21 protein-coding genes are annotated in these 24,798 nt (G+C 39.0%); 15 read left to right on the plus strand and 6 right to left on the minus strand.

Annotated elements, in window-relative coordinates; genetic code table 11:
- Positions 1-144: 144 nt before the first annotated feature.
- Entirely contained in the window at positions 145-585 is a 441-nt protein-coding gene (locus tag R2Q16_RS17960) for a hypothetical protein (RefSeq protein ID WP_316739108.1), read from the minus strand.
- 225 nt (positions 586-810) lie between these two features.
- Between R2Q16_RS17960 and R2Q16_RS17965 the strand changes: the two genes are divergently transcribed.
- The 8 genes from R2Q16_RS17965 (at position 811) to R2Q16_RS18000 (ending at position 10,834) form a co-directional block, all read left to right on the plus strand.
- Positions 811-1,395: a DUF4142 domain-containing protein gene (locus R2Q16_RS17965; protein ID WP_316739109.1), complete on the plus strand. Its 585-nt coding sequence runs from the start codon at positions 811-813 to the stop codon at positions 1,393-1,395.
- Between the two features lie 208 nt (positions 1,396-1,603).
- Positions 1,604-2,725 (plus strand): AI-2E family transporter, encoded by a 1,122-nt coding sequence (locus R2Q16_RS17970; RefSeq protein ID WP_316739111.1) that lies wholly within the window; start codon positions 1,604-1,606, stop codon positions 2,723-2,725.
- 169 nt (positions 2,726-2,894) lie between these two features.
- A complete protein-coding gene (locus tag R2Q16_RS17975; protein WP_316739113.1) occupies positions 2,895-3,128 on the plus strand; it encodes a hypothetical protein in 234 nt (77 codons plus the stop codon).
- 190 nt (positions 3,129-3,318) lie between these two features.
- A complete protein-coding gene (gene treZ, locus R2Q16_RS17980) occupies positions 3,319-5,160 on the plus strand; it encodes a malto-oligosyltrehalose trehalohydrolase (RefSeq protein ID WP_316739115.1) in 1,842 nt (613 codons plus the stop codon).
- Positions 5,161-9,216, plus strand: coding sequence for a malto-oligosyltrehalose synthase (gene treY / locus R2Q16_RS17985; RefSeq protein ID WP_316739117.1), 4,056 nt, complete (start codon positions 5,161-5,163; stop codon positions 9,214-9,216).
- Positions 9,217-9,309: 93 nt separating this feature from the next.
- On the plus strand, positions 9,310-9,675 hold the full coding sequence (locus tag R2Q16_RS17990; RefSeq protein ID WP_316739118.1) for a response regulator transcription factor: 366 nt from the start codon (positions 9,310-9,312) through the stop codon (positions 9,673-9,675).
- 75 nt (positions 9,676-9,750) lie between these two features.
- A complete protein-coding gene (locus R2Q16_RS17995) occupies positions 9,751-10,029 on the plus strand; it encodes a hypothetical protein (protein ID WP_316739120.1) in 279 nt (92 codons plus the stop codon).
- A gap of 205 nt (positions 10,030-10,234) precedes the next feature.
- Positions 10,235-10,834 carry a ferritin-like domain-containing protein gene (locus tag R2Q16_RS18000; protein WP_316739121.1) on the plus strand — a complete coding sequence of 200 codons (600 nt, stop codon included), beginning with the start codon at positions 10,235-10,237 and terminating at the stop codon, positions 10,832-10,834.
- 546 nt (positions 10,835-11,380) lie between these two features.
- Here the strand turns inward: R2Q16_RS18000 and bla are convergent.
- Positions 11,381-12,250, minus strand: coding sequence for a subclass B3 metallo-beta-lactamase (bla, locus tag R2Q16_RS18005; protein ID WP_316739122.1), 870 nt, complete (start codon positions 12,248-12,250; stop codon positions 11,381-11,383).
- A gap of 705 nt (positions 12,251-12,955) precedes the next feature.
- Positions 12,956-14,158, minus strand: a complete 1,203-nt coding sequence (locus R2Q16_RS18010) for a serine hydrolase domain-containing protein (protein ID WP_316739123.1) — start codon at positions 14,156-14,158, stop codon at positions 12,956-12,958.
- A gap of 207 nt (positions 14,159-14,365) precedes the next feature.
- On the opposite strand from R2Q16_RS18010, the gene R2Q16_RS18015 reads away from it, so the two are divergent.
- The 4 genes from R2Q16_RS18015 (at position 14,366) to R2Q16_RS18030 (ending at position 18,681) form a co-directional block, all read left to right on the plus strand.
- On the plus strand, positions 14,366-15,436 hold the full coding sequence (locus tag R2Q16_RS18015; RefSeq protein WP_316739124.1) for a sensor histidine kinase: 1,071 nt from the start codon (positions 14,366-14,368) through the stop codon (positions 15,434-15,436).
- Positions 15,437-15,454: 18 nt separating this feature from the next.
- A complete protein-coding gene (locus tag R2Q16_RS18020; protein WP_316739125.1) occupies positions 15,455-16,153 on the plus strand; it encodes a LytTR family DNA-binding domain-containing protein in 699 nt (232 codons plus the stop codon).
- Between the two features lie 642 nt (positions 16,154-16,795).
- Positions 16,796-17,425 carry a LytTR family DNA-binding domain-containing protein gene (locus tag R2Q16_RS18025; protein ID WP_316739127.1) on the plus strand — a complete coding sequence of 210 codons (630 nt, stop codon included), beginning with the start codon at positions 16,796-16,798 and terminating at the stop codon, positions 17,423-17,425.
- A 116-nt stretch (positions 17,426-17,541) separates the two neighbouring features.
- On the plus strand, positions 17,542-18,681 hold the full coding sequence (locus R2Q16_RS18030) for an acyltransferase family protein (RefSeq protein ID WP_316739129.1): 1,140 nt from the start codon (positions 17,542-17,544) through the stop codon (positions 18,679-18,681).
- A gap of 545 nt (positions 18,682-19,226) precedes the next feature.
- On the opposite strand, the gene R2Q16_RS18035 is transcribed toward R2Q16_RS18030, so the two are convergent.
- Positions 19,227-20,195 (minus strand): alpha/beta hydrolase, encoded by a 969-nt coding sequence (locus R2Q16_RS18035; protein WP_316739130.1) that lies wholly within the window; start codon positions 20,193-20,195, stop codon positions 19,227-19,229.
- Between the two features lie 81 nt (positions 20,196-20,276).
- Here R2Q16_RS18035 and R2Q16_RS18040 point away from each other — a divergent pair, with 81 nt between their 5' ends.
- Positions 20,277-21,143 carry a LysR family transcriptional regulator gene (locus tag R2Q16_RS18040; RefSeq protein WP_316739131.1) on the plus strand — a complete coding sequence of 289 codons (867 nt, stop codon included), beginning with the start codon at positions 20,277-20,279 and terminating at the stop codon, positions 21,141-21,143.
- A gap of 561 nt (positions 21,144-21,704) precedes the next feature.
- On the opposite strand, the gene cynS is transcribed toward R2Q16_RS18040, so the two are convergent.
- Positions 21,705-22,148: a cyanase gene (gene cynS, locus R2Q16_RS18045; RefSeq protein WP_316739133.1), complete on the minus strand. Its 444-nt coding sequence runs from the start codon at positions 22,146-22,148 to the stop codon at positions 21,705-21,707.
- 308 nt (positions 22,149-22,456) lie between these two features.
- Here cynS and R2Q16_RS18050 point away from each other — a divergent pair, with 308 nt between their 5' ends.
- Both R2Q16_RS18050 and R2Q16_RS18055 read left to right on the plus strand, forming a co-directional pair.
- Complete coding sequence (locus R2Q16_RS18050; RefSeq protein WP_316739135.1) at positions 22,457-22,867, plus strand: nuclear transport factor 2 family protein; 411 nt, start codon at positions 22,457-22,459, stop codon at positions 22,865-22,867.
- An 87-nt stretch (positions 22,868-22,954) separates the two neighbouring features.
- Positions 22,955-23,839: a helix-turn-helix transcriptional regulator gene (locus tag R2Q16_RS18055; RefSeq protein WP_316739137.1), complete on the plus strand. Its 885-nt coding sequence runs from the start codon at positions 22,955-22,957 to the stop codon at positions 23,837-23,839.
- Positions 23,840-24,169: 330 nt separating this feature from the next.
- On the opposite strand, the gene R2Q16_RS18060 is transcribed toward R2Q16_RS18055, so the two are convergent.
- The gene (locus tag R2Q16_RS18060) at positions 24,170-24,736 is read right to left on the minus strand and encodes a hypothetical protein (RefSeq protein ID WP_316739138.1); all 567 of its coding nucleotides are present in this window, start codon (positions 24,734-24,736) and stop codon (positions 24,170-24,172) included.
- Positions 24,737-24,798 lie beyond the last annotated feature (62 nt).

A 24,798-nucleotide genomic window follows, 5' to 3' on the forward strand; every position in this document is an offset into this window, starting at 1 on the left:
AAAATTAAACAGGCAGCAACTATAAATTAAACTGCCTGTTAAAATCAAATTTTGCATTCAGGACGCTTAACCCCGTACTTATAACAACTCGTTATACCGGTTTTAGTTTCCACTTTTTCACAACCTTTAGCACTGTATTTGTATTTATCTTTTATTCATTGCTTTCAAAACCGCCGCTGTAACAAGGGCGCCTGTGAGGTAATAAGCAACTGTAAGCACTTTTGTTTTTGCAGATTTGGTAACCGGGCGATCATTCAGCCCCATTTTATCGGGTAGATTAACTGCACCCAACCCTGCCGATAACCCAGAAACAATCGCTCTTGAAGTAATAAACTTAGCACTACCGGCTCCAATCAAGCTATAATAAATCGCATTGGAAATTACATCCGAAGCAAGGGTGGCTTTATACAGTTTATTTTCGTTACTTATAGCTGCACCAAAGCTGCCCAGTACTTTATTTAGTGCTTCTTCTCCCACCAAATCAATGCGTGGCATATCTGCATTTAAGTGCTTCAAGCTTTCATGTAATATATTTAAGGATAGTGCACCAGCCAGGCCGGCAATAATATTTTTCACGATTTTCATAACTATTATTTTTTAGGTTCGCTTTTGTATATTCTGTAAATGATTGTTTTTATGGCAATAGCCAACTAACAAATAACATGCAAAAAGCAAAAAAAGGTTTATCTTTTTTCAGATAGATTTCATGGTGTTTATTATCAAAGCGGATAAGTCAAGTAATTCAGCAGAGGGATTTTTAAAACCATTCAGAAAAATAACGGTTATATAACCACAACAAAATTAAATACAATGAAAAAATTAATTTATGCAATGGCGATTCCTGTAATTGCTTTTAGTATGCAGGCTTGCAGCGGAAACAAAGATGCGAAAGATACTGCAGATAGTTTAAACATGTCTAAAGATACGACAACTAACGTAGCAGAAACTGGTGGCATAGCAGTTGCTGAGGGAGATTCTAAATTTGCCACAACAGCGGCAGCTGGTGGTATGGCAGAAGTTGAAATGGGCAAACTAGCGCTTGAAAAAAGCACAAATGCACAGGTTAAAGATTTTGCGACTATGATGGTGGAAGACCATGGCAAAGCCAATACGGAACTGATGTCAATCGCATCGATGAAAAACATTACCTTACCAACAAGCGTTGATGCTGATCACCAGAAAAAAATGGATGATTTGAGCAAAAAAACAAGCGCAGACTTCGATAAGGCTTATGTAGATGCTATGGTTGATGGCCATAAATCGACGCTTGATTTAATGGAAAAAGAAGCAAAGGATGGTGAGGATGCAGACTTAAAAGCTTTTGCATCTAAAACTGCACCAGTGGTTAAAACTCACCTTGATAAAATCGAGATGATTAAAAAATCAATGAAATAAGTTTACCAAGATTTCGAACAAAAAACCCGGCTTATGGCCGGTTTTTTTTTTTTGTTGGTTTAGTTCTTAATATAGGCCATGTAGAAGCAAGGTCTTAAATCAATTCTCCTTTCGCTCTGTATGTTTTTCGTTTTATGGAACATCTTGCTAAAGAAAAGTATTTATCAACGATGGAAACTTTTTACTCCTTGATGGGGTTAGCTATGGTATGAATTTGAACTCCAATACAAATATTTATCGCACCGTTACTTCAATTGTACTTTATACTGCCGGACTGATTATTTTACTCTGGTTCCTCTTTAAAATCCTAAGTGTTGTCTTGCTGGGTTTGTTTGCCTTGGTATTGGGGCTGATTATTAATGCACCGGTAAGCAAACTCGAAAAAAAAGGAATGAAACGCTGGTTGGCAAGCTTAGTTGTATTTTTCATTATTTTCGGAATTTGTGCATTGCTTGGATGGATGGTTGTTCCGCATTTGAGCGACCAGTTGGATGTTTTGATTGGGAATCTTCCAAAATATTATTCAAGTGTGATGGGTTATCTGCAATCTTTACTCAAAAAATTCCCTGAGCTTAGTCGAGAAGTTAATGAAGGCGGACTCTCTGTTTCATCTGCGATGCCATCTATTGGCAGTACTGTTCTAGGGATTGGAAACTTTTCATTTACCGTATTGGGAGGCATTTTTGTGTTCATCGTTTTTCTTTGTATGGTTGTTTTTTTTGTTGGCAATCCGCGTCCAATTATAGGCCTATACCTAACGGTTTTTCCGCCTCAACAACGAGATAAAGCAGAAAAAGCCTTAAAACATACTTCAGTGATGCTCGTTGGCTGGATGAAATCCAATTTGATTGGTGGCGCATTAGAAGCCGTAGTGGTTTATACTTTTTTAACCTTGATGGAAGTTCCTGGTGCGCTGGTTTGGGCGGCACTTGCCTTTTTCTCTGAACTTATCCCAAAAATTGGCTTTTACATTATGGCCATCCCTCCTACTTTAGTTGCACTTTCTGTTAGTCCGGCAACCGCCTTTTGGTGTCTTGTGTTTTTTCTTCTACTCAATGAGCTGGTCTCTGATTTTTTGATGCCAAAACTGCGTTCCTCAACAATGAATATTCATCCGGTTTCCTCCCTGTTCTTATTACTTGCAATGGGTACCGCATTCGGTCTAACGGGTGCTTTGCTGGCTACTCCTCTTGCAGCGATAATAAAAGCATATTACCAGGAATTTTACCTCTGCCAGTTTGAAAAGGATGATAGTGTGGAATCTCGTACCGATGAAATTTTATATGTGCAGGCGGAAGGTAGCGAAACCAAGAAAAATAATGCCGGCTAAATCACCGTATTTGCATATTTTTCAATACACAAACCACAAGCATCACCAGAAGGTTTCAGTGATAACGCTGTATTCCCGATTTGTTTATCGGCTCTTGTTATTCTCTACAGAAGTAAGTTTTTTGTGAACCATTAGCTTATGCAAAGGTTATCTATAAAAAACCTGAGTGATGAAAGAAATTGTAAACGGTTTGAAACTCCTGCTTGGAGACGAAGTAAAAGATCTTTATCGATATAACCAGATAGAACTAAATTTGATGCTTTTTAAGCCTGAAGATTTAGATGTGGTATATGCACTGACAGAAAATTACGTTCTCCAAATCGCAGCGCCCGATACCCTGGCTCGGATAAACTTTATAAATGATAAAGAGGAAGTTTTAAAATCTCTGTCACTTGTTCAATAAGAATACTGCAGCAACTTACTATAAATCTAAAAAACGCAGGTTGAGGTATTAATGCTACACATCGCAAAGCACAGCTCAGTTTCTTGGCTAAGCGCACGCTCTAAAAACTAATCGGGGCACGCCATATTCTTCTTTAAACATTTTATAGAAACCTTTATTCATGGAAATTTGTTGTGCCAATGGATATATCATGCAAATAAACATTAATCAAAGAACAATTGGCCTGAATTTTAAAAACGGCCAAGCTGAGCTCTGGGTTTGGGCGCCAGAAGCAAAGGCAGTCAAACTTATTATACCATCAAGAAGCTTAAGTCTTATCCTTGAGCAAAAAGAAATGGGTTATTGGATGCTTTCAAATATTGAAATATCACCAGAGGAAGATTATCACTTTGAACTTATTTCTGAAAATAATGGCGAACAAAAATCCAAAGAATACCCTGATCCCGCCTCCATTTTTCAGCCTGATGGAATTCTTGGCTCATCAAGGTCATATGATCAAAGCAAATATCAATGGCAGGATTCAGGTTGGAAAGGCATGGCCTTAGCAGAATTTATCATTTATGAAATTCATGTTGGAACCTTTAGCCAAGCGGGTAATTTTAAAGGTATCGAAGAAAAACTCGACCATTTAGTAGATTTAGGCATTACCGCTATTGAACTGATGCCGGTTGCACAGTTTCCCGGCAAACGCAATTGGGGTTACGACGGAGTTTTTCCTTTTGCTGTGCAAAACAGTTACGGCGGCGCTGATAGCTTGAAGCAACTGGTGGATGCCTGTCATGCCAGGGGATTGGCAGTTATCCTCGATGTGGTGTACAATCATTTTGGACCCGAAGGAAATGTCGCACCAAATTTTGGACCTTATTTTACCGATAAATATAAAACCCCCTGGGGACCAGCTGTTAATTTTGACGATGCATGGAGTGATGGGGTACGGGATTTTTTCATTGAAAACGCCTTGATGTGGTTTCGGGATTTTCACATTGATGCCCTGCGCCTCGATGCGGTTCACGCCATTAAAGATTTTAGTCCAACGCATATCCTGACCTCAATTAGTGAACAGGTAAACCAATTGTCGCAGCTTTCCGGAAGAAAACATTATCTGCTCGCAGAATTGGATCTGAACGATAAACGCTACATTGACTCACTTGAAAAAAAGGGTTACGGCATGCAGGGGCAGTGGGTTGATGAATTTCATCATGCCCTTCGCATAGCTACCGGACAACAGCCTTTAGGTTATTATTCAGATTTTAATGGCCTGGAAGATTTAGCGAAAGCTTACAATGATGCTTACGTATATACCGGAGCTTATTCTCCTCACCGCAAAAAGAAATTTGGTCTGCCTACAGATAATCCTGGTGAACAGTTTATTGTTTTTTCCCAAAATCATGATCAGGTTGGCAACCGGATGCTCGGGGAACGGAGTAGTCAGTTAGTCAGCTTTGAATTGCTTAAAGTTATGGCCGGCGCAGTATTTTGTGCACCTTTTTTACCATTAATATTTATGGGGGAAGAATGGTCGAGCAACCAGCCTTTCCAATATTTCATTAATCATAGCGAAACTTCACTTATCGAAACAGTACGAAATGGGCGCAAAGCGGAATTTGCCGACTTTCATACAGAAGGTGATTTGCCAGACCCGGCATCTGAAGAAACTTTTAATCGCTCAAAGCTCGACTGGAATAATCTGGATAAAATTAAACATGAGCAGATGTTTGATTATTATAAAAAACTGATTAAACTGAGAAAATCAAGCCCTGCCCTACAGCCCGATCGTAAAAATTCTTCAGCCAAAGCCCATTTAGATAAAAACCTGCTTTTAGTTCGTCGGGAAGCTTCGGGCCAGCAGATGATATGCATCCTTAATTTTTCTGATTCCAACCATGAACTATCGTTTTTGGGAGATTTATCGGGTTTTAAATTGGCACTGACCTCTGCATCTATCCAATTCGGAGGCTCCATTCCGATAGCGAATACTACTAACATTCCAAAATCTATTCAAGCACAATCCATATTAATATTTACACGATAAATGACCATACCTGTTTCTACTTACCGCATCCAGTTCCATAAAGGTTTTACTTTTAAAGATTTTGAAAAAATTCTTCCTTACCTAAACAAACTAGGTGTGGATACCATATACGCTTCGCCTATTTTTAAAGCTACGCCGGGTTCCACTCATGGCTATGATGTAACCTGCCCGCTTGAGATTAATCCCGAAATCGGAACTGAAAAGGAACTGTTCGCACTGTCTGCAAAACTCAAAAATTTCGGCATGAAATGGCTTCAAGACATCGTACCAAACCACATGGCCTTTAACCCACAAAATAGCTGGCTGATGGATGTGCTTAAAAATGGTCAGAAGAGTGTATTTTCAAATTATTTTGATATCGATTTCAATGCCGGCGATGGTAGGCTAATGGTGCCATTTCAAGGTCAATCACTTATCGATGCCATTGAAGATCGTGCCATTCAAATTTGTGCAAAAGATGGCGACTTTTTTGTTCAATCGGGTGAAGATTATTGGCCAGTTAATCCAGCCACGGCGAGGGCGCTAAGCAATGCCAATCTGGCAAACCTCAATACCTCTTCCGAATCGCTTTTACGGATAGTTGAAAGCCAGCATTACCGTCTTTGCCACTGGCAGGAAACCGATGAAAGGATAAATTACAGGCGTTTTTTCACCGTTAACAGCTTAATCTGCCTGAATATTCAACTGGCAGATGTATTTGATCATTACCATCATTATATTCTTTCTCTTTGCCATCAAGGTATTTTTCAAGGCTTAAGAATTGATCATGTCGATGGGCTGTTTGATGTGGAGGGCTATTTGAAAAAGTTAAGTTCTAAAGTAGGTCAGGACTGTTATATCGTTGTCGAAAAAATTCTCGAACAGGAAGAACAACTTCCTTCAAGCTGGCCGGTGGCGGGTACAACTGGCTATGAGTTTTTATCGCAACTCAACAATCTATTTACTAACCGTGCAGCCGAAAAGGCTTTTGATGAAACTTATTTTCGTTTCACGGGGAAGCATCAATCTGCCCAACTGTTGATGAAAGAAAAGAAAAGGGCAATTTTAACGCAGCATATGCAAGGTGAGCTGGAAAATCTATGCAGGCTTTTTTATGATTTGAACCACAATTATGATTTTTCTTTTGATAGAGATGATTTTAAATCCGCACTCGCTGAGCTACTGATTGCCATACCGGTCTATCGTTATTACAGCTATGATTTTCCAATGCAAGGCGAAGACCTCGAATGGCTTTTATCAATCATTGATGAATTAAAGGCTAATAAGTTGCAAAGCAAAACAGCTAGCATTATAGAAGATGTTTTTATTAATCGGCCTTTACAAGCAAATAAAATTTATAATCAACAACTGAGCGCATTTTACCAGCGCTGCATGCAGTTTAGCGGTCCTTTGATGGCCAAAGGTGTTGAAGATACCCTGATGTTTACTTATAACCGCTTTACCGCACATAATGAAGTTGGGGATTCTCCGCTTTATTTCGGCGCCGGTATAGAAGATCTTCATGCAAAAATGCAGGAGCGTTTTAAATTCTGGCCTCATGCCCTCAGCGCAAGTTCCACCCATGATACCAAACGGGGAGAAGATTTCAGGGCGAGGTTAAATGTGCTTAGTCATGTTCCAAAACTATGGGAGGAATTTGTGATGGAATTAAAGGCTGTGATGGAAAAGGATGAAAAAAGTTTTCCAACCTTGGCAGCTGTTCACTTAAATGACTTTTATCTGCTGATTCAAACCCTGATTGGAGCTTTACCTTATGAAGACTTCGAGATGGAAGGTTTTGCATTAAGAATGGATGGTTTTATTGAGAAGGCTGTTCGCGAAGCAAAGAAAAGGTCAGATTGGGCTTCGCCTGATGAAAATTATGAAAAAGGTTTACAGTCGCTTAGCCGAGCAATGCTCCAAACGGATAGCGAAATCTTCAGAAAGATACAGAATTTCATCGCAGGCATTCAAGATTATGCCATCCTGAACAGTTTAGGACAGCTACTTATTAAATGTACGGCACCTGGCGTTCCTGATTTTTACCAAGGCAGCGAAAGATGGGATTTATCTCTCGTAGACCCGGATAACCGTCGTGCCGTTGATTTCGAAAGCAATATTTCTAGCTTACATTCTGCAAGTGAAACCAAATCTATAGGGGAATTATGGACAGAAAGGTTAAGCGGGAAAATTAAAATTGTGCTTGCTTCCCGCCTGCTTAATTTCAGAAAAGAACATGCTAAACTCTTCAGCCATGGACGATACATACCGCTAAAAACCAAAGGAAAGTATTCAGCTCAAATATTCGCCTTCGCCCGTGAATGGAACGGGCAATGGATAATTACGGCCCTGCCACTTGGAATGGCTAAATTATCAGGAAGTGGCGAATTTAATGCCAAGCAATTTGACTGGGTTGATACTGAAATTCTCTTACCGCTAGGTGCTCCCCTCGCTTGGCGAGATTTGCTCAGTGGTACGGATGGGCATAAAGATATTTTAAATGAGGGGATTTTAGCTGCGCAGTTATTTGAGGATTTCCCACTGGCGATGATTGCTTTAGTTAACCAGAAACCAAAAAGGTCGGCTGGCGTGTTGCTGCACCTCAGCTCCTTAAACTCAGAATTTGGTGTTGGTGATATGGGCCGATCTGCCCGTAATTTTATCGATTTCCTGCAAAAAGCCAAACAGCATTACTGGCAGATTTTACCATTAAACCCAACTAAAGCCGCAAACGGGCATTCTCCCTATTCAAGTGCTTCGGCAATGGCCGGAAACACTTTATTGATTGACCCATGGATGCTTTGCGAAGCAGGTTTTCTATCAGTAGATGATCTGGAAAAAGCAATGCTACCACAAATTGGCGATGTTGATTTTGATCGTTCGGAAGAAAATAAATGTGCACTGCTAAAAAAAGCCTTCCAGGCTTTTGAACGCTCCACAGGTTCAAAACTGAAAACAGAATTTAAAACCTTTTTAAACGAGGAAAATTATTGGCTGGCTGATTATGCCCTATATGCAGCCATTAAAAACCATCAGCAAGGCCAGGAATGGTATCATTGGTCTGATGAGTATAAATTCCGGGTGGCAGACGCGTTGTCCAGTTTCAAAACAGACTATGCCAAAGAAATCGAAGAAATTTGCTGGTTGCAGTTTATTTTCTTCAGGCAATGGCATGCCCTGAAAGTTTATGCCAATGAGAAAGGCATACGCATTATCGGCGATTTACCTTTTTATGTAGATGAAGATTCGGTGGAAGTATGGACCAATCCTTGTTATTTTTTACTCGACGGGGATTTGAAAAAATTACAGGTGGCCGGTGTACCGCCTGATTATTTTAATGCTTCAGGGCAGCTCTGGGGCATGCCAATATTCGATTGGGAAGCGATGAAAAATGATAATTACCAATGGTGGATTGGCAGACTGAAGCAGAATCTTAAACTTTATGATATTTTGAGGTTAGATCATTTCAGAGCCTTTGCAGCCTATTGGCAAGTACCTGCAAGTGATAAGGATGCTACTAGAGGTGAATGGGTTAAAGGGCCGGGTGCTGATTTTTTTGAGGTAATAAAAAAACAGTTCCCTTCAATGCCTTTTATCGCGGAAGATTTAGGTGAAAGTGCGCCGGATGTGGATGCGCTCATGCATGCTTTTGATTTACCGGGAATGAAGGTATTGCAGTTTGCTTTTAGCGAGCAACTTCCATCTTCGCCACATGCACCACATAACTTTCTCTCGCCAAATACGGTTGTCTATTCGGGTACGCATGATAATAATACGGTTAAAGGTTGGTTTAATTTAGAAGCTGACGACAAAACCCGCAAGCGTGTTTCCTTATATACAGGTGTTGAAGTTTCTCAAAAGAGCATTAATCAGGTTATGCTCAGGATGTGCTATAGCTCTACCGCTAATCTTGCCATTTTACCCATGCAGGATATTTTATCGCTTGATGAGTTGGCTCGGATGAACGTACCCGGCACAAATCAGGGTAATTGGACCTGGCGAATGCGTCCTGAAGATTTGCAAGAATCTTTGGCCAAAGCACTGGCCCTGGAAGCAGAGCGATATGGGCGGATTTAATCCTGTTAACCTCTCATAATTGAAATGAATATTACAAGCGGAGAGCGAACAAAACAGGCCGGCGTGTTGTTGTGATGGAATATTAATTTTTAAATGAAAAATTCTATCTACATCCTTGAAGATAACGAGGAGATTCTTGGACTACTGAGTGACATCCTGAAAAATGAAGGTTACCAGGTCAATGGCTACACGCATGTGGCGGACTTTAAATCTGCAATCCAGGTAGCAAAACCAAACCTTTGCCTGATTGATGTGGTATTGCCAGACGGTCATGGCATTAGCGTTTGCGATGACATCAAGCTCGACCGCTCAATGAAAAATATAGCGGTGATTTTACTTACCGCAAATGCTGAAATTTCAAAGATGAAATTAAGAAGCCGTGCGGATGACTTCATTGCAAAGCCATTTGAATTGGCGGACTTAATAAAAAGGGTAAATGCACAATTACAGTCCGCATGATATTTTTCTGCTGGTTGAGATAATTATACAGTAACCTGATCCTTGAAAAAACCATATTATTATAATCATAGTCTTATGAAAAACACTGAAAATCCGGAGCATATCAAGCAGCGCCTTGATGCAGCCATTGTAGAAGAAAGAAGGGACGAACAGGGGCAATTATCTTATGTAATTAAAAATGGACTTGATGTAAAGGAATATGCAGCAATTGCAAAGGCTGTTTTGGAAGCGGAAGGCCTTGTTGCTCACGATTTCACGGGTCAGGTAATTAATGAAACGACTGGCGAGTCTGCTCCTTTTCAATACCAATCAGGATGGCCACTGGATGGTCTGGGAGCAGGTGAATTGGAATAATCCAACCCATTTATCTTTTTAGATGAAAGTGAAGCATCATTTTAATTATTTGCTCTCAGTCGTTGAGTATTCTCGATATATGCTGGGTACATCCTTTATATAATCACTAATAACCAGCGTATTAACACCAAAGAAATGGGTATTAATGCACCAAACTTTAAAAAATTTCAGTGGTTGTTTACTCATCACCTTAAAAGACATAAACATGGCTACGAGTAAAACAGCTGCAAAGACAGCAAAAAGCACAGCAGATACAACTGCTAAAAAAACAGGGTCAAAATCTTCTGCGAATGGAAAACCAGCGAAGATAGAAAACAGTGAATTTCACGAATTTTTCGTTGATGAGCTTAAAGACATTTATTGGGCCGAAAAACACCTGGCTAAAGCTTTACCTAAATTAAAGAAAGCAGCAAGCAGTCCGGAATTAGCAGCGGCCTTTGATAAGCATACAACAGAAACTGAACAGCATATTAAAACGCTGGAGCAGGTTTTTGAATTACTGGATGAGAAAGCGGCCGCGAAGAAATGTGATGCCATGGCTGGTTTGCTGGAAGAAGCAGATGGCATTATTTCAGATACTGATAAAGGCACCATGATTCGCGATGCTGGATTGATTCTGGCCGCACAAAAGGTTGAGCATTATGAAATTGCAACCTATGGTACATTAAGGGTTTTTGCACTGAATATGGATCGTGAAGATGTGGCAGATCTATTGAACCAGACGCTTGAAAATGAGAAAGCCACCGACGTTGCATTGACCGAAATTGCAGAAAACAGCATCAACGCTGCAGCATCTGAGGAATAATTTGCACTACACTAAGGCCCTGAACTTTTAGCACTTACAACTGTCCAGCATGAAACTTCTTTTCTTCAAGGATAGTCTGCTAATATGTTCGCGTAACAAAAGGCACCAAAGTGTGCCTTTTGTTTATTCTTGAATTGATAGTCATGGTATCCGATCGGCTGAATTATTGAGTTCTGAGTTATGCATATGAGCTTTCTTGGATACCATATTGAGGGTTTGTAAGCTTCACTTTCCGGTGACAGGAATATGCATTGGAAGGCTTTAATTGACTCTGAAAGTAAATAACCGCTCGAAGAAAAAATTATTAGCCTTGTGCTAAAAGGCCGCTTTAAACCCACGAAGTCTGTCAGTGTGGAACAAAGTCCGGTGTCAAGTGAAGAATCTTAGAATATAACGTTTATATAATTCAGAAGTCAGTTTAGATTAAACTTATCCTATGAAAATTGGTAATTTGAATACAACAATAAGCGCTTGGACAACATTTTAAACTATCATAAGGACTTAATTTACATTATTACTTCTTCATTTATTAATTATTGAGAATGGTCAAGGCCTACCGGCTTTTTTTTGGTCATATTCCTTTTGCAGATCATTAATTTGGTCGTAATAGTTTTTCTTATCCATAAAAGCCTTAGGGTTGTAAGCACTGCCCAGCTTGCGTTTTTCAGTAAGATCGAACTGGATGCCATGCGATGCTACCCACAAATCGAATTTCAAATGCTTCATAGCGTTCAAGGTGTAAGCGTAATCTTTGGCGATATTTGGATAAGCGGGAATATCCGCAAAGTTTTTCTTCGTGACAATGGTGGGCATATTGGCGATCAAAACCCTGTACTTTCGGATTTTATCCCTAACATCAAATAAATAACTACACGAGCCTTTGGTATGCCCCGGATGATGAAGGATAGTTAATTTCATTTCACCAAGTGTGATAACATCAGCATTACGCAATACACGTTCAACTTTTACCGGTTTAAATAGGCGGACCTTTCCATCATGATCATAATCTGAAAGCCCACCATCAGCTACCACCTGCGCATCTGCGTAGTCAACCATCAGTTTAGCACCTGTAGCTTTCTTAATTTCAGCCATCGCACCCAGATGGTCATAGTGCGCTTGTGTAGTCAAAAGTATTTTGGTGTCTGAAAGTTTAAAGCCCAAAGCTTCAATGTTTTCTTTTATCAGCGTTGAGGATGATGCCAGACCGGTATTAATCAGTATATTGCCTTTCGACGTTATGATCAGGTAGCATGCAAGATCCGCAGTACCTATATAATAAAGGTTTCCAACAATTTTAAATGGCGGATAGGATCTTGACCACTCCGGATGCATTTCTGAGGAAGGCTCGACTACTTTTTGTGCCTGGGCCAGGCAGAAACTATGGAAAATTATCAGGAGCATCAGGTACCTTTTCATAACTGGAATTCAAAAGTCTATTTATTTTTTTTAATACTAACTATAAGCCAGGGAATTGCTGAACATTCAGTAAACATACCTTCAATATTCTTCTCTGTGAACACATCGGGTGCAGTTTTTTTGCAAGGTCTTGAATACAACCGAAGTAGAATCGGCATGGAATAGCGTAATTGAAGATTCTAAAGCGCTGAATTCATCTTGGTGCTTTCGACGCCCTTTGCGGAGTGCAGCTTTTCATTTAGACTTTTCAGCCTGGCAAAATCAACACCACTGGGCTTGACGGTGGTATTGGTTGCATAGGCTGTACCGTCTTTCTTTCGCCGAATAAGCTGAAGATCTCGTCTTAAGTGCTTAATGTGCGGTCTGCGGTACGACCGGGCCCGCTCAGCCTTGTCCGTGGCCTTATCGATTTCCTCAAGAACACGTTATGCCCTGATATTTGTGAAGCTGAATAGTATCAGGCTAGCACAAATGATTATATTTTTTTTCATAGTAATAAATGGTTATTGATGTTTATTAATCATGGGTTCTCGATTTATTTGTGGCTGGTTTAATCGGTAAGTACATGCCTCCAATTTTGATTTCGATTATGAGGGTATTACCTTCAAATTTGAGACTGCTGGTAAAGGTGTCTTTTACTATGTTTAGTTTACAAAGCAATACTGAATTGAATATGGCAACCTCTGCGCTAGGAGTTGTTTGCATTTATTGACGCTCATTTCTAACCCGTAGGCCATATTTATAAAGTTCATCATAGATACCAAAAAATTCGTCCTCGTCTTTTTCCAATAGCGAGGTATTGAAAAACAGAATAACCGCAACTTCCTTTTTCAGATCCGAAAGCATAAAAGTTCTTACACCCGGATCAGAGCCATTATGACCGATACGTGTTCCACCCAATTTAGTGGACCAGAAAATCCCTGAATTCAGTTGTTTTGGTTTTACATTCTCAGGCCTGTGCACATCATCAAACTGAAACCGGAGCATCTCCTGTACCGTCTTCTTCCGGAGAACCCGGCTGTTTTGAAATTTGCCATCGTTAAGCAAGCAGATAAAGAAATGGGACAGGTCATTAACAGATGTACGTACCCCACCATCGGGATAAGTGGTCATTCCATATAACGGAATTAATTGAACGCGACTTTCCACGTTTTTCTCATAAAGCTTAGTGTGCTTTTTGAGATCAATCTCGGAGAGGAACCAGCCTGAATCATACATCTTCAGGGGTTTAAAAAGAAATTCTCTACTGTAGTCGTTAAGTTTTTTACCTGTTCGAAGTTCAACGATGTAGCCGGCCAGCGCGGTACCGAGGTTTGAATATTCGCGATATGTACCCGGTTTGTGATTCAGGAAATTTTCTTTTGTATAATATTTACCACCGGGTACAAAATAATTTTGCAGCAAGTCTGAGAGCGCTAGCGGAGAATCTTTACCATTAATATAAAGGCTGTCGGTGTAAAACGGAAATCGGTCGTTAAGGGAAGATGTATGTGTCGCCAGGTCCCTCAGAGTAATCTTTTCGTTGGGAAAGAATGGGTTATGAATTTTAAAGGGCAGATAGGTATTGATGTCCTCATCAAGGGAAACCCTTCCCTGTTCCACAGCTTTCATCATGCATGCGCCGGTGATTGTTTTCGAAACCGATGCAATGTTCATAATTGTAGATGTGGTAAAGGGTATTTTGTTTTCCCGGTCCGCAAAGCCGTAACCCTTCGACCAAACCAATTGCTTGTCAATAATAATAGCCGCGCCGAGGCCTACCAGTTGGGCATCATTCATTCTTTTAAGTATAACGCTATCAATTGAAAATTTTAATTTTTCGGAGACTTGATTAGCTTGCTGTCCGTAGGAACGCATGCCAATCAGAATGTATAAGAATACAGTTATTACGATTAAAGGTGCTCTCATTTTGAGTGATTTTTAAAAAACTTAGGTAAAATTGAAATAAATTTTTCTGTCTTGAGCTTGGCGCTTTCATAAAAGTTTGAAGTAGGTATAGATATCGGATTAACAAGGATATTTCGGTTTCATACTTTATTTCGTGCTTTTCGGGAAGGATATTAAAGGTTCTGTCTCATTTTATGAGGATAACCTTTCGTTAGCTTATATTTGATCATGCCATTAATCGAAAAGATTGCTAGTTACAGCCTGACCCATCGTTTTAAAAGTCATGTAATTTTCTGGCTATGCGTCGCGGTAATTTTTATGAACCGCTACGATGCCGAGGATTACAGGCAATTAGATGTTGTACTTTACCGTCATATGTATTATATGTCAGTCACCATTCTGGCATCTTATTTCCTGGCTTACCTGGTCATTCCAAGGCTTATGCGGTCAAAAAATTATTTTGAGGTATTCATTTATTTTCTGGCGGGTTCTTACATGATATCTGCTTGCTCGCGTGTTGCTGTTATCTACCTGTTGGAACCGCTCATCAGAACTCGTCCTTTCGGTCAGGAATCACTCTGGCAAATTCTTACTGACCTGCCCAAATTAGTTACCCATTACTTCTCCCTGTCATTTTCTGCGGCGTGGGTATTTGCGTTTGTCAAACTGATCCGCGATCAGTACGTTACCCAACAGTGTGCCTTGAAACTGGAGAAAGAAAAAGCGGAAACGGAACTCAAGGCTTTACGAAACCAATTAAATCCTCATTTTTTATTCAATACGCTGAACAATATCTATTCACTATCGCTTATGAATTCCCCGGTCACCTCCAGTTCGATTGCCGGTCTATCAGAGATACTGGATTACATGCTTTACAGGTCCAACACAACCTATGCGCCGCTTTCCGGCGAAATAAAAATAATTGAGAATTATTTAATTCTTGAAAAGCTCAGATATGACGATCGCTTAAGGGTAAGCTTTGATCATAATGCGGAGAAAGAAATAAGCATTGCACCGCTGATCTTATTATCTTTAGTGGAAAATGCGTTTAAGCATGGTGCGAGTATTGATGCCGGTAGTCCTTATATCGCGATTTACCTCCGTCTGAAACATAATCGACTTACTTTTAAGGTCACTAACAGTTTCGTTGGAGGAGAAGAAACCGCCAGCAAGGGCATTGGCTTAACCAACATCACGCGCCAACTTGAACTGATTTATCCATCGCAATATCATCTCGATATAAAAAGAATCAACAACATCTATGAGGTGGAATTAGAAATTGATTTAAATGAAGTTTAACAAATTAGCTTTGGCCTTATGAAAGTAAAATGTCTTTTAGTGGATGATGAACCACTTGCTATTAAACTGATTCAAAACCATATCGCTCAATTGGATGCTCTGGAAGTTGTGGCTACCTGCTCGACTGCAGTGAAGGCGCTGGAGATCTTAAGAACCGTTCAGATAGACCTGATGTTCCTGGACATTAAAATGCCTCAGATGACAGGTATCGATTTTCTAAAAAGCTTAAAAGATCCGCCCGAGGTGATAATTACTACCGCCCACCGCGAGTATGCTGTAGATGGTTATGATCTTGATATTATTGATTATCTTCTCAAACCGATCACATTTGAGCGGTTTTTCAAATCTATTGACCGGTATTTAAGGTCCGTTAACCCGGATAACGCTGTCGCCTCAACAGCAATGCAAAAGAGTTACCTTTTTATAAAGTCAGGGTCTAGAAATCACAGGTTAGATACAGATGATATCCTATATATTGAAAGCCTCAAGGATAATATCGTTGTCGTTTTCGATAATGGCTCTATCACCATAAAATACAAGATCAGCGATCTGGAAGCGGATATTGTGACATTACCTTTGCTCCGGATTCACCGCTCTTTCATTATCAACGTTAATAAAATTGCCTCTTTTACCTCAAAAGATATTATGGTTGGTGGAAAAAGCATTTCCATAGGACCTAATTATAAAGAATATGTACTGAGGAAATTACAAGCTTAAGCTGAAAACACTGGCTTGGTAGCGTTTTCAATCCTTATACCAGCAACACATTTTATCATCCTGCTTATTTGATAGCATTCCAATAAAGGTCTACTGATCGAAGACTATTGATGTAAATGAGTCCCAGGCAGCTGCAATAAAAATAAATGGATTCTAACTGAACAAATTGTAAATGCCTTGAATCTTTTGGAATTTCAGCGTCATCTTTGATAGCTGATATTAATATTGTTATGGTAAAAAATGTGTTTAGCGAGACTGTTTCTTTGCACCAGATTATCTTTGGCTTGATAAATAAACCTCCTAAAGCGGACTCGATAATTAAATATTTTGCAATATTTTTGATTTGGCAAAAGTATCGCCCGAAAAACCAGCATGTACATTAACACAAATCATTTATTTAAAAATATCCATTATCCGGAACGCTACCTAACTGGCAATCTCTTTAAGACTTCAGGTGTTATCCTGGGGGTCATTTTGTCATTTCTGCTATTTTTTAAACCTTTTGGTGTTAACATGCCAGAACAAAGGTGGAATTATTTTTTTATATGTGTTATCCATGCGTTGGCGCCGGCAATAATGCTATATTGTTATTTTGCAATACTTAACTGTTTACGAGACCTTTCGGGATTAAAAGACTGGAAATTGAGTTGGGAATACGTACATCTAGGGATGGTTTTCTTATTAACAGGTATGGCTAACTTTTTGATGCGTGATATCATTTATTATAATAGAAATAATTGGTCATGGTTCTATTTAAAGGAAGAATTAATCAACAGCTTCGTTGCGGGCACACTTTTTTATTTTATGTTCAGGTTAGCCAGTTTCTATTTTCAATCTAAAAAAGGAGATCCATTCGTTCTACAGTTTACCCCATTGAGTGTTGAGCCAGAGAAGTTCGCTCCCCCATTAAAACTCTTTATCAAAACAAAGGTCAAACAAGACGATTTTAGTTTAATTCTTTCCGATCTTCTTTTTGCCAGGGCAGAGGGGAATTATCTTGAGCTTACGTGCTATCAGAATGGTCAGATCAAAAATGAACTTAAAAGGATTTCCCTTACCGCCTTTAATACTCAGGTTTCGCAACATCCTGGCTTCTTTCGTTGCCACAGGGCCTATTTGGTAAATATGCGTTGGATCGAAAATGTATCAGGCAACGCTCAAGGTTATCTGCTTGGTTTCAATTATACACAGACCAAGGTTCCGGTTTCAAGAGCTCAATTAGAAGATTTTAACAATCTGTATAAACAGCTTCAGGAAAATACTATTATTTGACTTTGTTGTCCGTAACAAAGGTTTGTTGCCTGCAACAGGAATTAAAAATTGCAATTTTGTAGGTTTAGTTTTGCAGTCGGAGACATCCAAAAATTAAATCTCCAGCAAATTTTATTATGTTATCAGCATCACAATCTGCAAAATCAGATAAACTCAATTACGTCAGTAATATTCGAGTACTACTAACTGTACTCGTGGTACTTCACCACATTTTCATCGCCTATAGCACTTCAAATGGTTGGTATTTCACTCAGAAAACTAACCATGTTGTTACCCTTTTGCCTATGAAGCTTTTTGTTAGTCTCAACCAATCTTTCTTTATGGGATTTTTCTTTCTGCTGTCCGCCTATTTTATCGGCCCATCTTTGGATAGAAAAGGTCTGCATCGGTTTGTTGGCGATAGATTGCTGAGACTGGGAATTCCTTTATTATTCTATTCATTTGTGCTTTCACCTTTTATCAGTTTTCTGGTTTTTTATTTTGCAAATGGAAACCACATCACATACTTACAATATTTATCCGGATACGATACCTGGGTTGACCCTGGTGTAATGTGGTTTGTTGCTGCCCTGTTGATATTTACGTTAATCTACGTGTTGGGTCAATCAACGATGAAAATCAGATTTAAGAAATCATTACCGCTGCCAAGGGTTGCTAAAATTTTGATATTTGCGGTTTTACTGGGTCTGGTGAGCTTTACAGTCAGGATTCTATTCCCTGTTGGGGTGGTGATTAAGCAATTGGGATTTCAATTAGGGCATTTCCCGCAATATATCTTACTGTTTATTGTTGGGCTGGCTGCACGACGAAATAATTGGTTTGATGATTTATCCCGAAAAACTGGTACTTTTTTTAAACGGTCTGCGCTTATAGGTCTGCTGTTTTTCCCGATATTTATTGTTCTTCAGATCAAATTGAAAATGCCGGTTTCGTGGTACTCTGGTGGTTTTCACTGGCAATCTTTACTATATGCGCTGTGGGAACAATGGATTGGCCTGTCTATAATAGTTGCATTGCTGAGCTGGTCGAAGTTTTCATGGAATTGCTCATCACCGTTGCTCGACAGGTTATCACGTTGCAGTTTTTCGGTATATATCTTTCATCCGCTGGTAATTGTCTGCCTTACACTCTGGGTAAGAAACTGGACAGCTGACCCAGCTATAAAGGCTTTGGTCGTAGCACCCCTTGCCATTATCTGTAGTTTTTTGTTGAGCTCGATTATTTTATTTATACCAATCGTAAAAAAAATCATATAATCACCAAATAAATTATCTTGTGAACTTGACATCAATCCAATCCTGATGTGAATCCTTTAAATTCTGGGCATCAGATTGTAGAAAATTTTTTCGCTAAATAATGGAAAATCCAAGGCCAGCGAATGATATTTTGACTAAAACTTCATTTTATAACGATTGGAGTTTCTTCATTTGAGTATAGGGCTTTTGTCAATATTAGCAGACCATAGCTGAGTCAATTATTAACAGCTGTACCTTTATCATTCATTTATTTCGTAAAACTATTCCTCGCTTTCATCAACCTGAAGTAAAAATGCATCAGAAGACTGTAATTGAAAAAAGGTTGTTGAATGCATTATAAAAACAATGACTTTGCGATTGAATTTCCGATAACGCTACAGCTTACAAGCTGTAGCGCAATGATATTTCTGTTCATGCTTTTGACCCTCATTGTTCAATGTATTGCTTTGCAATTTCGATAAGCCATTTAGCGAATAAGTAGGATCAATTACTGACTTCTAAAAAGCAAATTGAAATTATGGCAACACTTATTGATAGCAGGATTTTTATTTGGGGAGTGTCTTTAAGAAGATTAAAATGTCATTTGCTATTTCTAAAAGGTGCGTCTCCAGTGCAAAGTGACCTGTATTGTAAAATTTTATGTTAGCTTCCGGAATATCTCTTTTATAAGCTTCTGCCCCAGCTGGCAAAAAGAATGGATCTTTATTTCCCCAAACTGCTAAAATTTTTGGTTTATAAGTTCTGAAGTATTCCTGGAATTTTGGATACAGGGCTACGTTTGTTTGATAATCCTGCAACAAATCGAGTTGCTTTTCTTTTGAATCTGGACGGTCAAGAAAAAACTGGTCCAGTGTATATGTTTCTGGGGAAATTAGGGAGGGGTCAGATACACCTTCATAGTATTGAAATTTCGTTGCTTCGAAGCTCACAAATGATGATCTCATTGCATCCCTGTTTTCTTTTGTGTCATTCGCCCAGTATTTCTTGATGGGATTCCATCCTGAGCTAAGTCCCTCCAAATAAGCGTTTCCGTTTTGGGAAATGATACCAGTTATTTTTTCAGGATTAGCTAAAGCTAATCTGTAGCCCGTTGGTGCACCGTAATCGAAAACATAGATTGCAAAACGCTTTAACGCTAAAACATCAATAAAACCCTGCATGATTTTCCCCAGATTATCAAAAGTATAAGCAAACTTATTCCTGTCTGGTGCATCACTGTATCCAAAACCAGGGAGATCAGGTGCAATGACATGATAGTTAGCGCTGAGGATAGGAATTAGGTTTCTAAACATATGGGAGGAGGTGGGGTATCCGTGCAGCAGCAGAATAGTCGGAGCATTTTCGTGACCAGCTTCGCGGTAAAAGATATTTTGCCCAAGAACTTCTATCTTACGATTATGAGTAGCTGAAGAAGATTCTCTGGTCTCAGTTTTTTGTGTTGGTTGTGATTTGGACATCTTAGGACTAGTTAAGGTTAAGACCACAATAGTGGTAAGTATTTGAATAGCTTTCATTTTTTATATGACAAAATTAAACTATACATTTGTTCTTTAAAAATGATTTAAACAGATACATAAAATCACAAATAATGATTAATGAATTTAAATGATTTAAAATTGTTCGAAGCTGTTGCAAATCATGGTAGCTTCACAAAAGCCGCAGAAGCGATGTTCACGGTACAGTCCAATGTAACAGCCCGTATTAAAAACCTTGAGGAAGAGTTCGATGCTGCTTTGTTTCTACGATCATCCAGAAAAGTAGAATTAACACAGGCAGGTGAGACACTTATGATTTATAGTAAAAAATTAAATCACTTAGTCGAAGAGGCGAAACAATCTATTGGTAAGAAAGATGTGGTTAAGGGACAGATTAAGATTGGTGCCCTTGAAACGATGATAGCGCTAAAAGGGCCCGAACTGGTTAATTCCCTATCGAAAAGATTTCCTCATGTAAACATGGATTTCAAATCAGACACCAAAGAGAATCTTTTAAACAGGGTATTGAATTATAGACTGGATGCTGCTTTCATTCCCGCACCTTTGGATATTTCACAACTTGAGCAAATTGAAATCAAAACGGAAGAAATTATTGCAGTTGTTCCATCAACCTGCAGAAGTTTGCAAGATTTATTAAAACAGTTCCCCTTAAAAGCTGTTGTCTTCGATCAAGGCTGTGTATTCAGGTCTAGGCTTGATTCCTGGCTTGTAAGCAAGGGCATTTCAAAATATCATAAGACAGAAGTTAATTCGATTGAGGGTGTAATTAATTTTATAGAATCGGGCATAGGATTTAGTTTTTTGCCAAAAGAGATTATTTCAACATTCTACAATAGCAGAAATATCAAGACATTAACCCTTCCCAGAGAGTTAGGAATGATGACTACTATCTTGGTATACAGAAAGGATATCCCCCCTTCACCTGCGCTGAATGCGTTTTTAAGTATATGTAAGGCTGATGAATAATCAATTTGATCCTGAAAAAAGGAAAGGAAGGGTTTTAACATAATCTTTCTTTCGCTTATGCTTTTATGGCAGCATTGATCATGCAAAGACAAAAAATATCAAAGTGATGGAATGGCCTAATATGTATGAAACCAACCTATCGGGGATAGTGAAATTGGGTGCTCTAATACCAACAAAACATTCACTTATTATGGTTTGAAAATCATATTTATCATACTAATTGTAAAGTATTACCACCGAAGAGAACATATAACAGTAGCCTTTTCTTTTGACTGGTCAATCTTCTACGAATAATTTGCCAAATGCAAGCCAAATTTTCCGTACAAAGAACGCGTGCGTAGTTTGAATTTGAGAGACCGCTTGCCGAAGCGCTTTAGGCTCATGCAAATGAGGCTCACCTGGTATGTTACCAGGTGACATAAAATAGCAATGTTTCGGTTATCGAAAATCGTAATGCTCCAGCCGCAGCAGCTAAATGTAATCAAATTTCCAAGCCTGGCCTTTTTAGCGAACGATAACATTCATCTTCATTTATGTAAATTATTGGTGCTATCCTGGTCATTAAAATTTGTTGAACGGTAAATACTTGCCAGTCATAGTGAGCTTCACAAGAGGTCCGTCAGTACTTTCCAATCGTTCGACATCCATATGAAAACTGATACCACTCATTGCGCCATCGCCAAACTTCTCATTAATCAGCAGTTTGATTGAAGGGCCAAAACTCTGCATCATTTCGTGTAAGCGGTACAATGTCGGATCAAGGGGATACCCAGTATCTTCATGTCCTTTGGTAGGTATAGATTGTAAGGCATCAATAATTTCCGGCGACAAACCTAGCATTTCGCCTATGGTATTGGCATCATGCTCATTCAGCGTTGCCTGACGTAATAACGCATGGACGGTCCAAACTTCACTCGCACCAATTGCTTTTGCCAGTTCTGCGTAACTGACATTCTTCCTTTTTTTGCCGGCATTAATTTGCTCCATCAATGTTTTCTTTTCCATATCATTTATTTTTCTGACAAATGTAGTCCCATATGTAATTCTGCAGGTGGTATTATTTAATCGACCTGCGGTACAATTTGATTAAAAGTATCTTATAGCAACGAACATTTGACAAACAGGGTGTTGAACCTTTACAGGGACTCGAAACTACTTTAATATATAGTGTCCCGAGGAAATCATGAATCCAAAATTCAGGGCATGATATTAAAATATACAAATTGTACCGCATCTGAGATAAATACCTCCATAAATGCGATGTGCCAGATAATACCTTTGGGATATAATTTATTTTAAAAAAATCAAACATCATGGAACAAAAATTCCCATTGCCTCCTTTCACCTACGAAACGGCGATACAAAAAGTTCAAATGGCAGAAGATGCCTGGAACACACAAGACCCGGAAAGAATATCAAAAGCCTATACAGCAGATAGCGAATGGCGTAACCGTTCCAGTTTTTTAGCTGGTCGCGAAGCAATAGTCAAATTCCTGACCGCCAAATGGGAAAACGAGTTTCAATATAAACTTAAGAAAGAGCTTTGGGCTTTCACTGCTAACAAAATCGCGGTACGTTTCGAATACGAATTTCACAACATTGAGGGCCAATGGTTTCGTGCATATGGAAATGAGAATTGGGAATTTGATGAAAATGGATTAATGCAGAAAAGATACGCAAGTATCAATGATGTACCCATTAATGAAGCAGACCGAAAGCTTTAAGCATTGATATAGGGGCAGAATAATTTCTTCCCCCTAATAATTAAATTTCTTAACTACCTTTACTTAGAGAAAAAGGAGAGGATACACATGAAACACGATATTCCGGTATATGACATCTGCAAATTTTCTTATTCACAGGAAGATGACATTATCGCGCAGCCCCTGGCCCCTTATTTAAAATCAATGAGGAAACTGCATTTCCCCCATCGCCACGACTTTTACCACCTCATATTTTTCACCAATGGCAGTGGCAGCCACACCATTGATTTTGAAAAATTCGAAATAACTCCATTTCATTGTTATTTTATGGCTCCTGGTCAGGTGCACGGCTGGAATTTTGAAGGCAATATGGATGGGTATGTCATCAATTTTTCTACAGATTTCTTTAAATCTTTCCTGTTGAATAATCAATATCTAAATAATTTCACTTTTCTGAACGGCCGCGTTCAGCATTCGGTTTTAGACATTGATGAGCAAAACAGGCTATACGCTAAAGAGCTTTTAGACAGAGCTGTAACGCAAGCAAATGGTGCAGGCAAATTCCGTTTGGACAAACTCAGGATCACTTTATTAGAATTCTTCATCTTCATCTCAGAAATAAAAGGGGAATCTATCGATGTAGAAAATAGAGAAAGCCACAATAAAACTGTATTCAGAAATTTTGAAGAGTTAATAGACAAGCATTATCTGGAGTTGCGCTTACCTAAAGATTACGCCGAATTGTTGTTTGTCACACCAAGTTACCTAAACGCTATATGCAAAGAGCAAATCGGCTTATCTGCAGGAAATTTAATCAGAAACAGGATTGTTTTGGAGGCTAAGCGTATGTTGATCAACCTTAAATTAACAGTAACGCAAATCGCATATGAACTTAATTTCAGCGACAACTCCTATTTTTGCAAACTGTTTAAAAATCAGGAAGGCGTATCCCCTGAAACCTTTAGAAAGTCTTTGAGGTTGAAATCCTTCTAAAAGAAATCAATTGTTATTTAAGCTTTACCGCATCCTCCTTTTTCTGAGTTTCTTTCTCAACCTACCCAGGCGTATCCATGCTTGTGGCGTACCGTTTATTTTTCAGTAACCTCTCTATGTAAAAACAAGCCGACAAAACAGGAATGGTCCTAGTTATCCTTCAAATAACCCAGCCGGGTGCCCGCATGATGTAAGGCTTGAGTCCAATGCTGTGGAGGGCAGATTTTATGATGACTAAATACAAATGAGCTTAAACTGTTATGTTTAAACTCTTTTGAATTGAGATAAAGCCCTTTGTATTTTAGCATATGTACATGCTCTCTTAATCTCTTAAATCAGTATAACCTTCAATTTAGAAATTCTTCTAACAAAGTTTGACTCATTCCCGGAATTAAATTTGCTACCGGAGACAAAGTACCCTGAGCCGGCAGTCGCGATATTTTTTTTTTGATAAGCCTCAGAAAAAGATGAGAAGATATCCTGTTGAAATAAATATATTTTCGCAGTATTGCAGGCATTATATAGCTGCAGTCTGATTATGTCTCTTTTATCAAGATAAATAACTGCTTCTTCTGCAACTGCAAATTTGGCACAAATTGCGTAAGTATATAGTCTTTTAAGCCTCAATAAAGTTGTGAATCGACGTTTATTACACTTAATTCCGTGCGGTGTTGCTGATTGGAGCCCACAATCGCTGGTTAAATAAACCCGCTTATTATTTTTTACAACGTATGCATCCGTTGACTTCATCCTGCTTACAAAATCAGATATTATTTTAAGCTCCCATTGCTTAGGAACGAAAAGATCTACATCTGAAGTTGCGCTGAGGTTATACCTTGTTAACGCTTTGCGTATTGATTCCAAAGTATTAAAATGCGAAGTGGTTTCATCGTTCATGATTATAACTAGTTGTTTTTGATTCTGCCTTTTTTATTGTTGAGAAATGATGTTTACAGGAT

The organism is Pedobacter aquatilis (assembly GCF_032678425.1).
GTDB lineage: Bacteria > Bacteroidota > Bacteroidia > Sphingobacteriales > Sphingobacteriaceae > Pedobacter > Pedobacter aquatilis_B.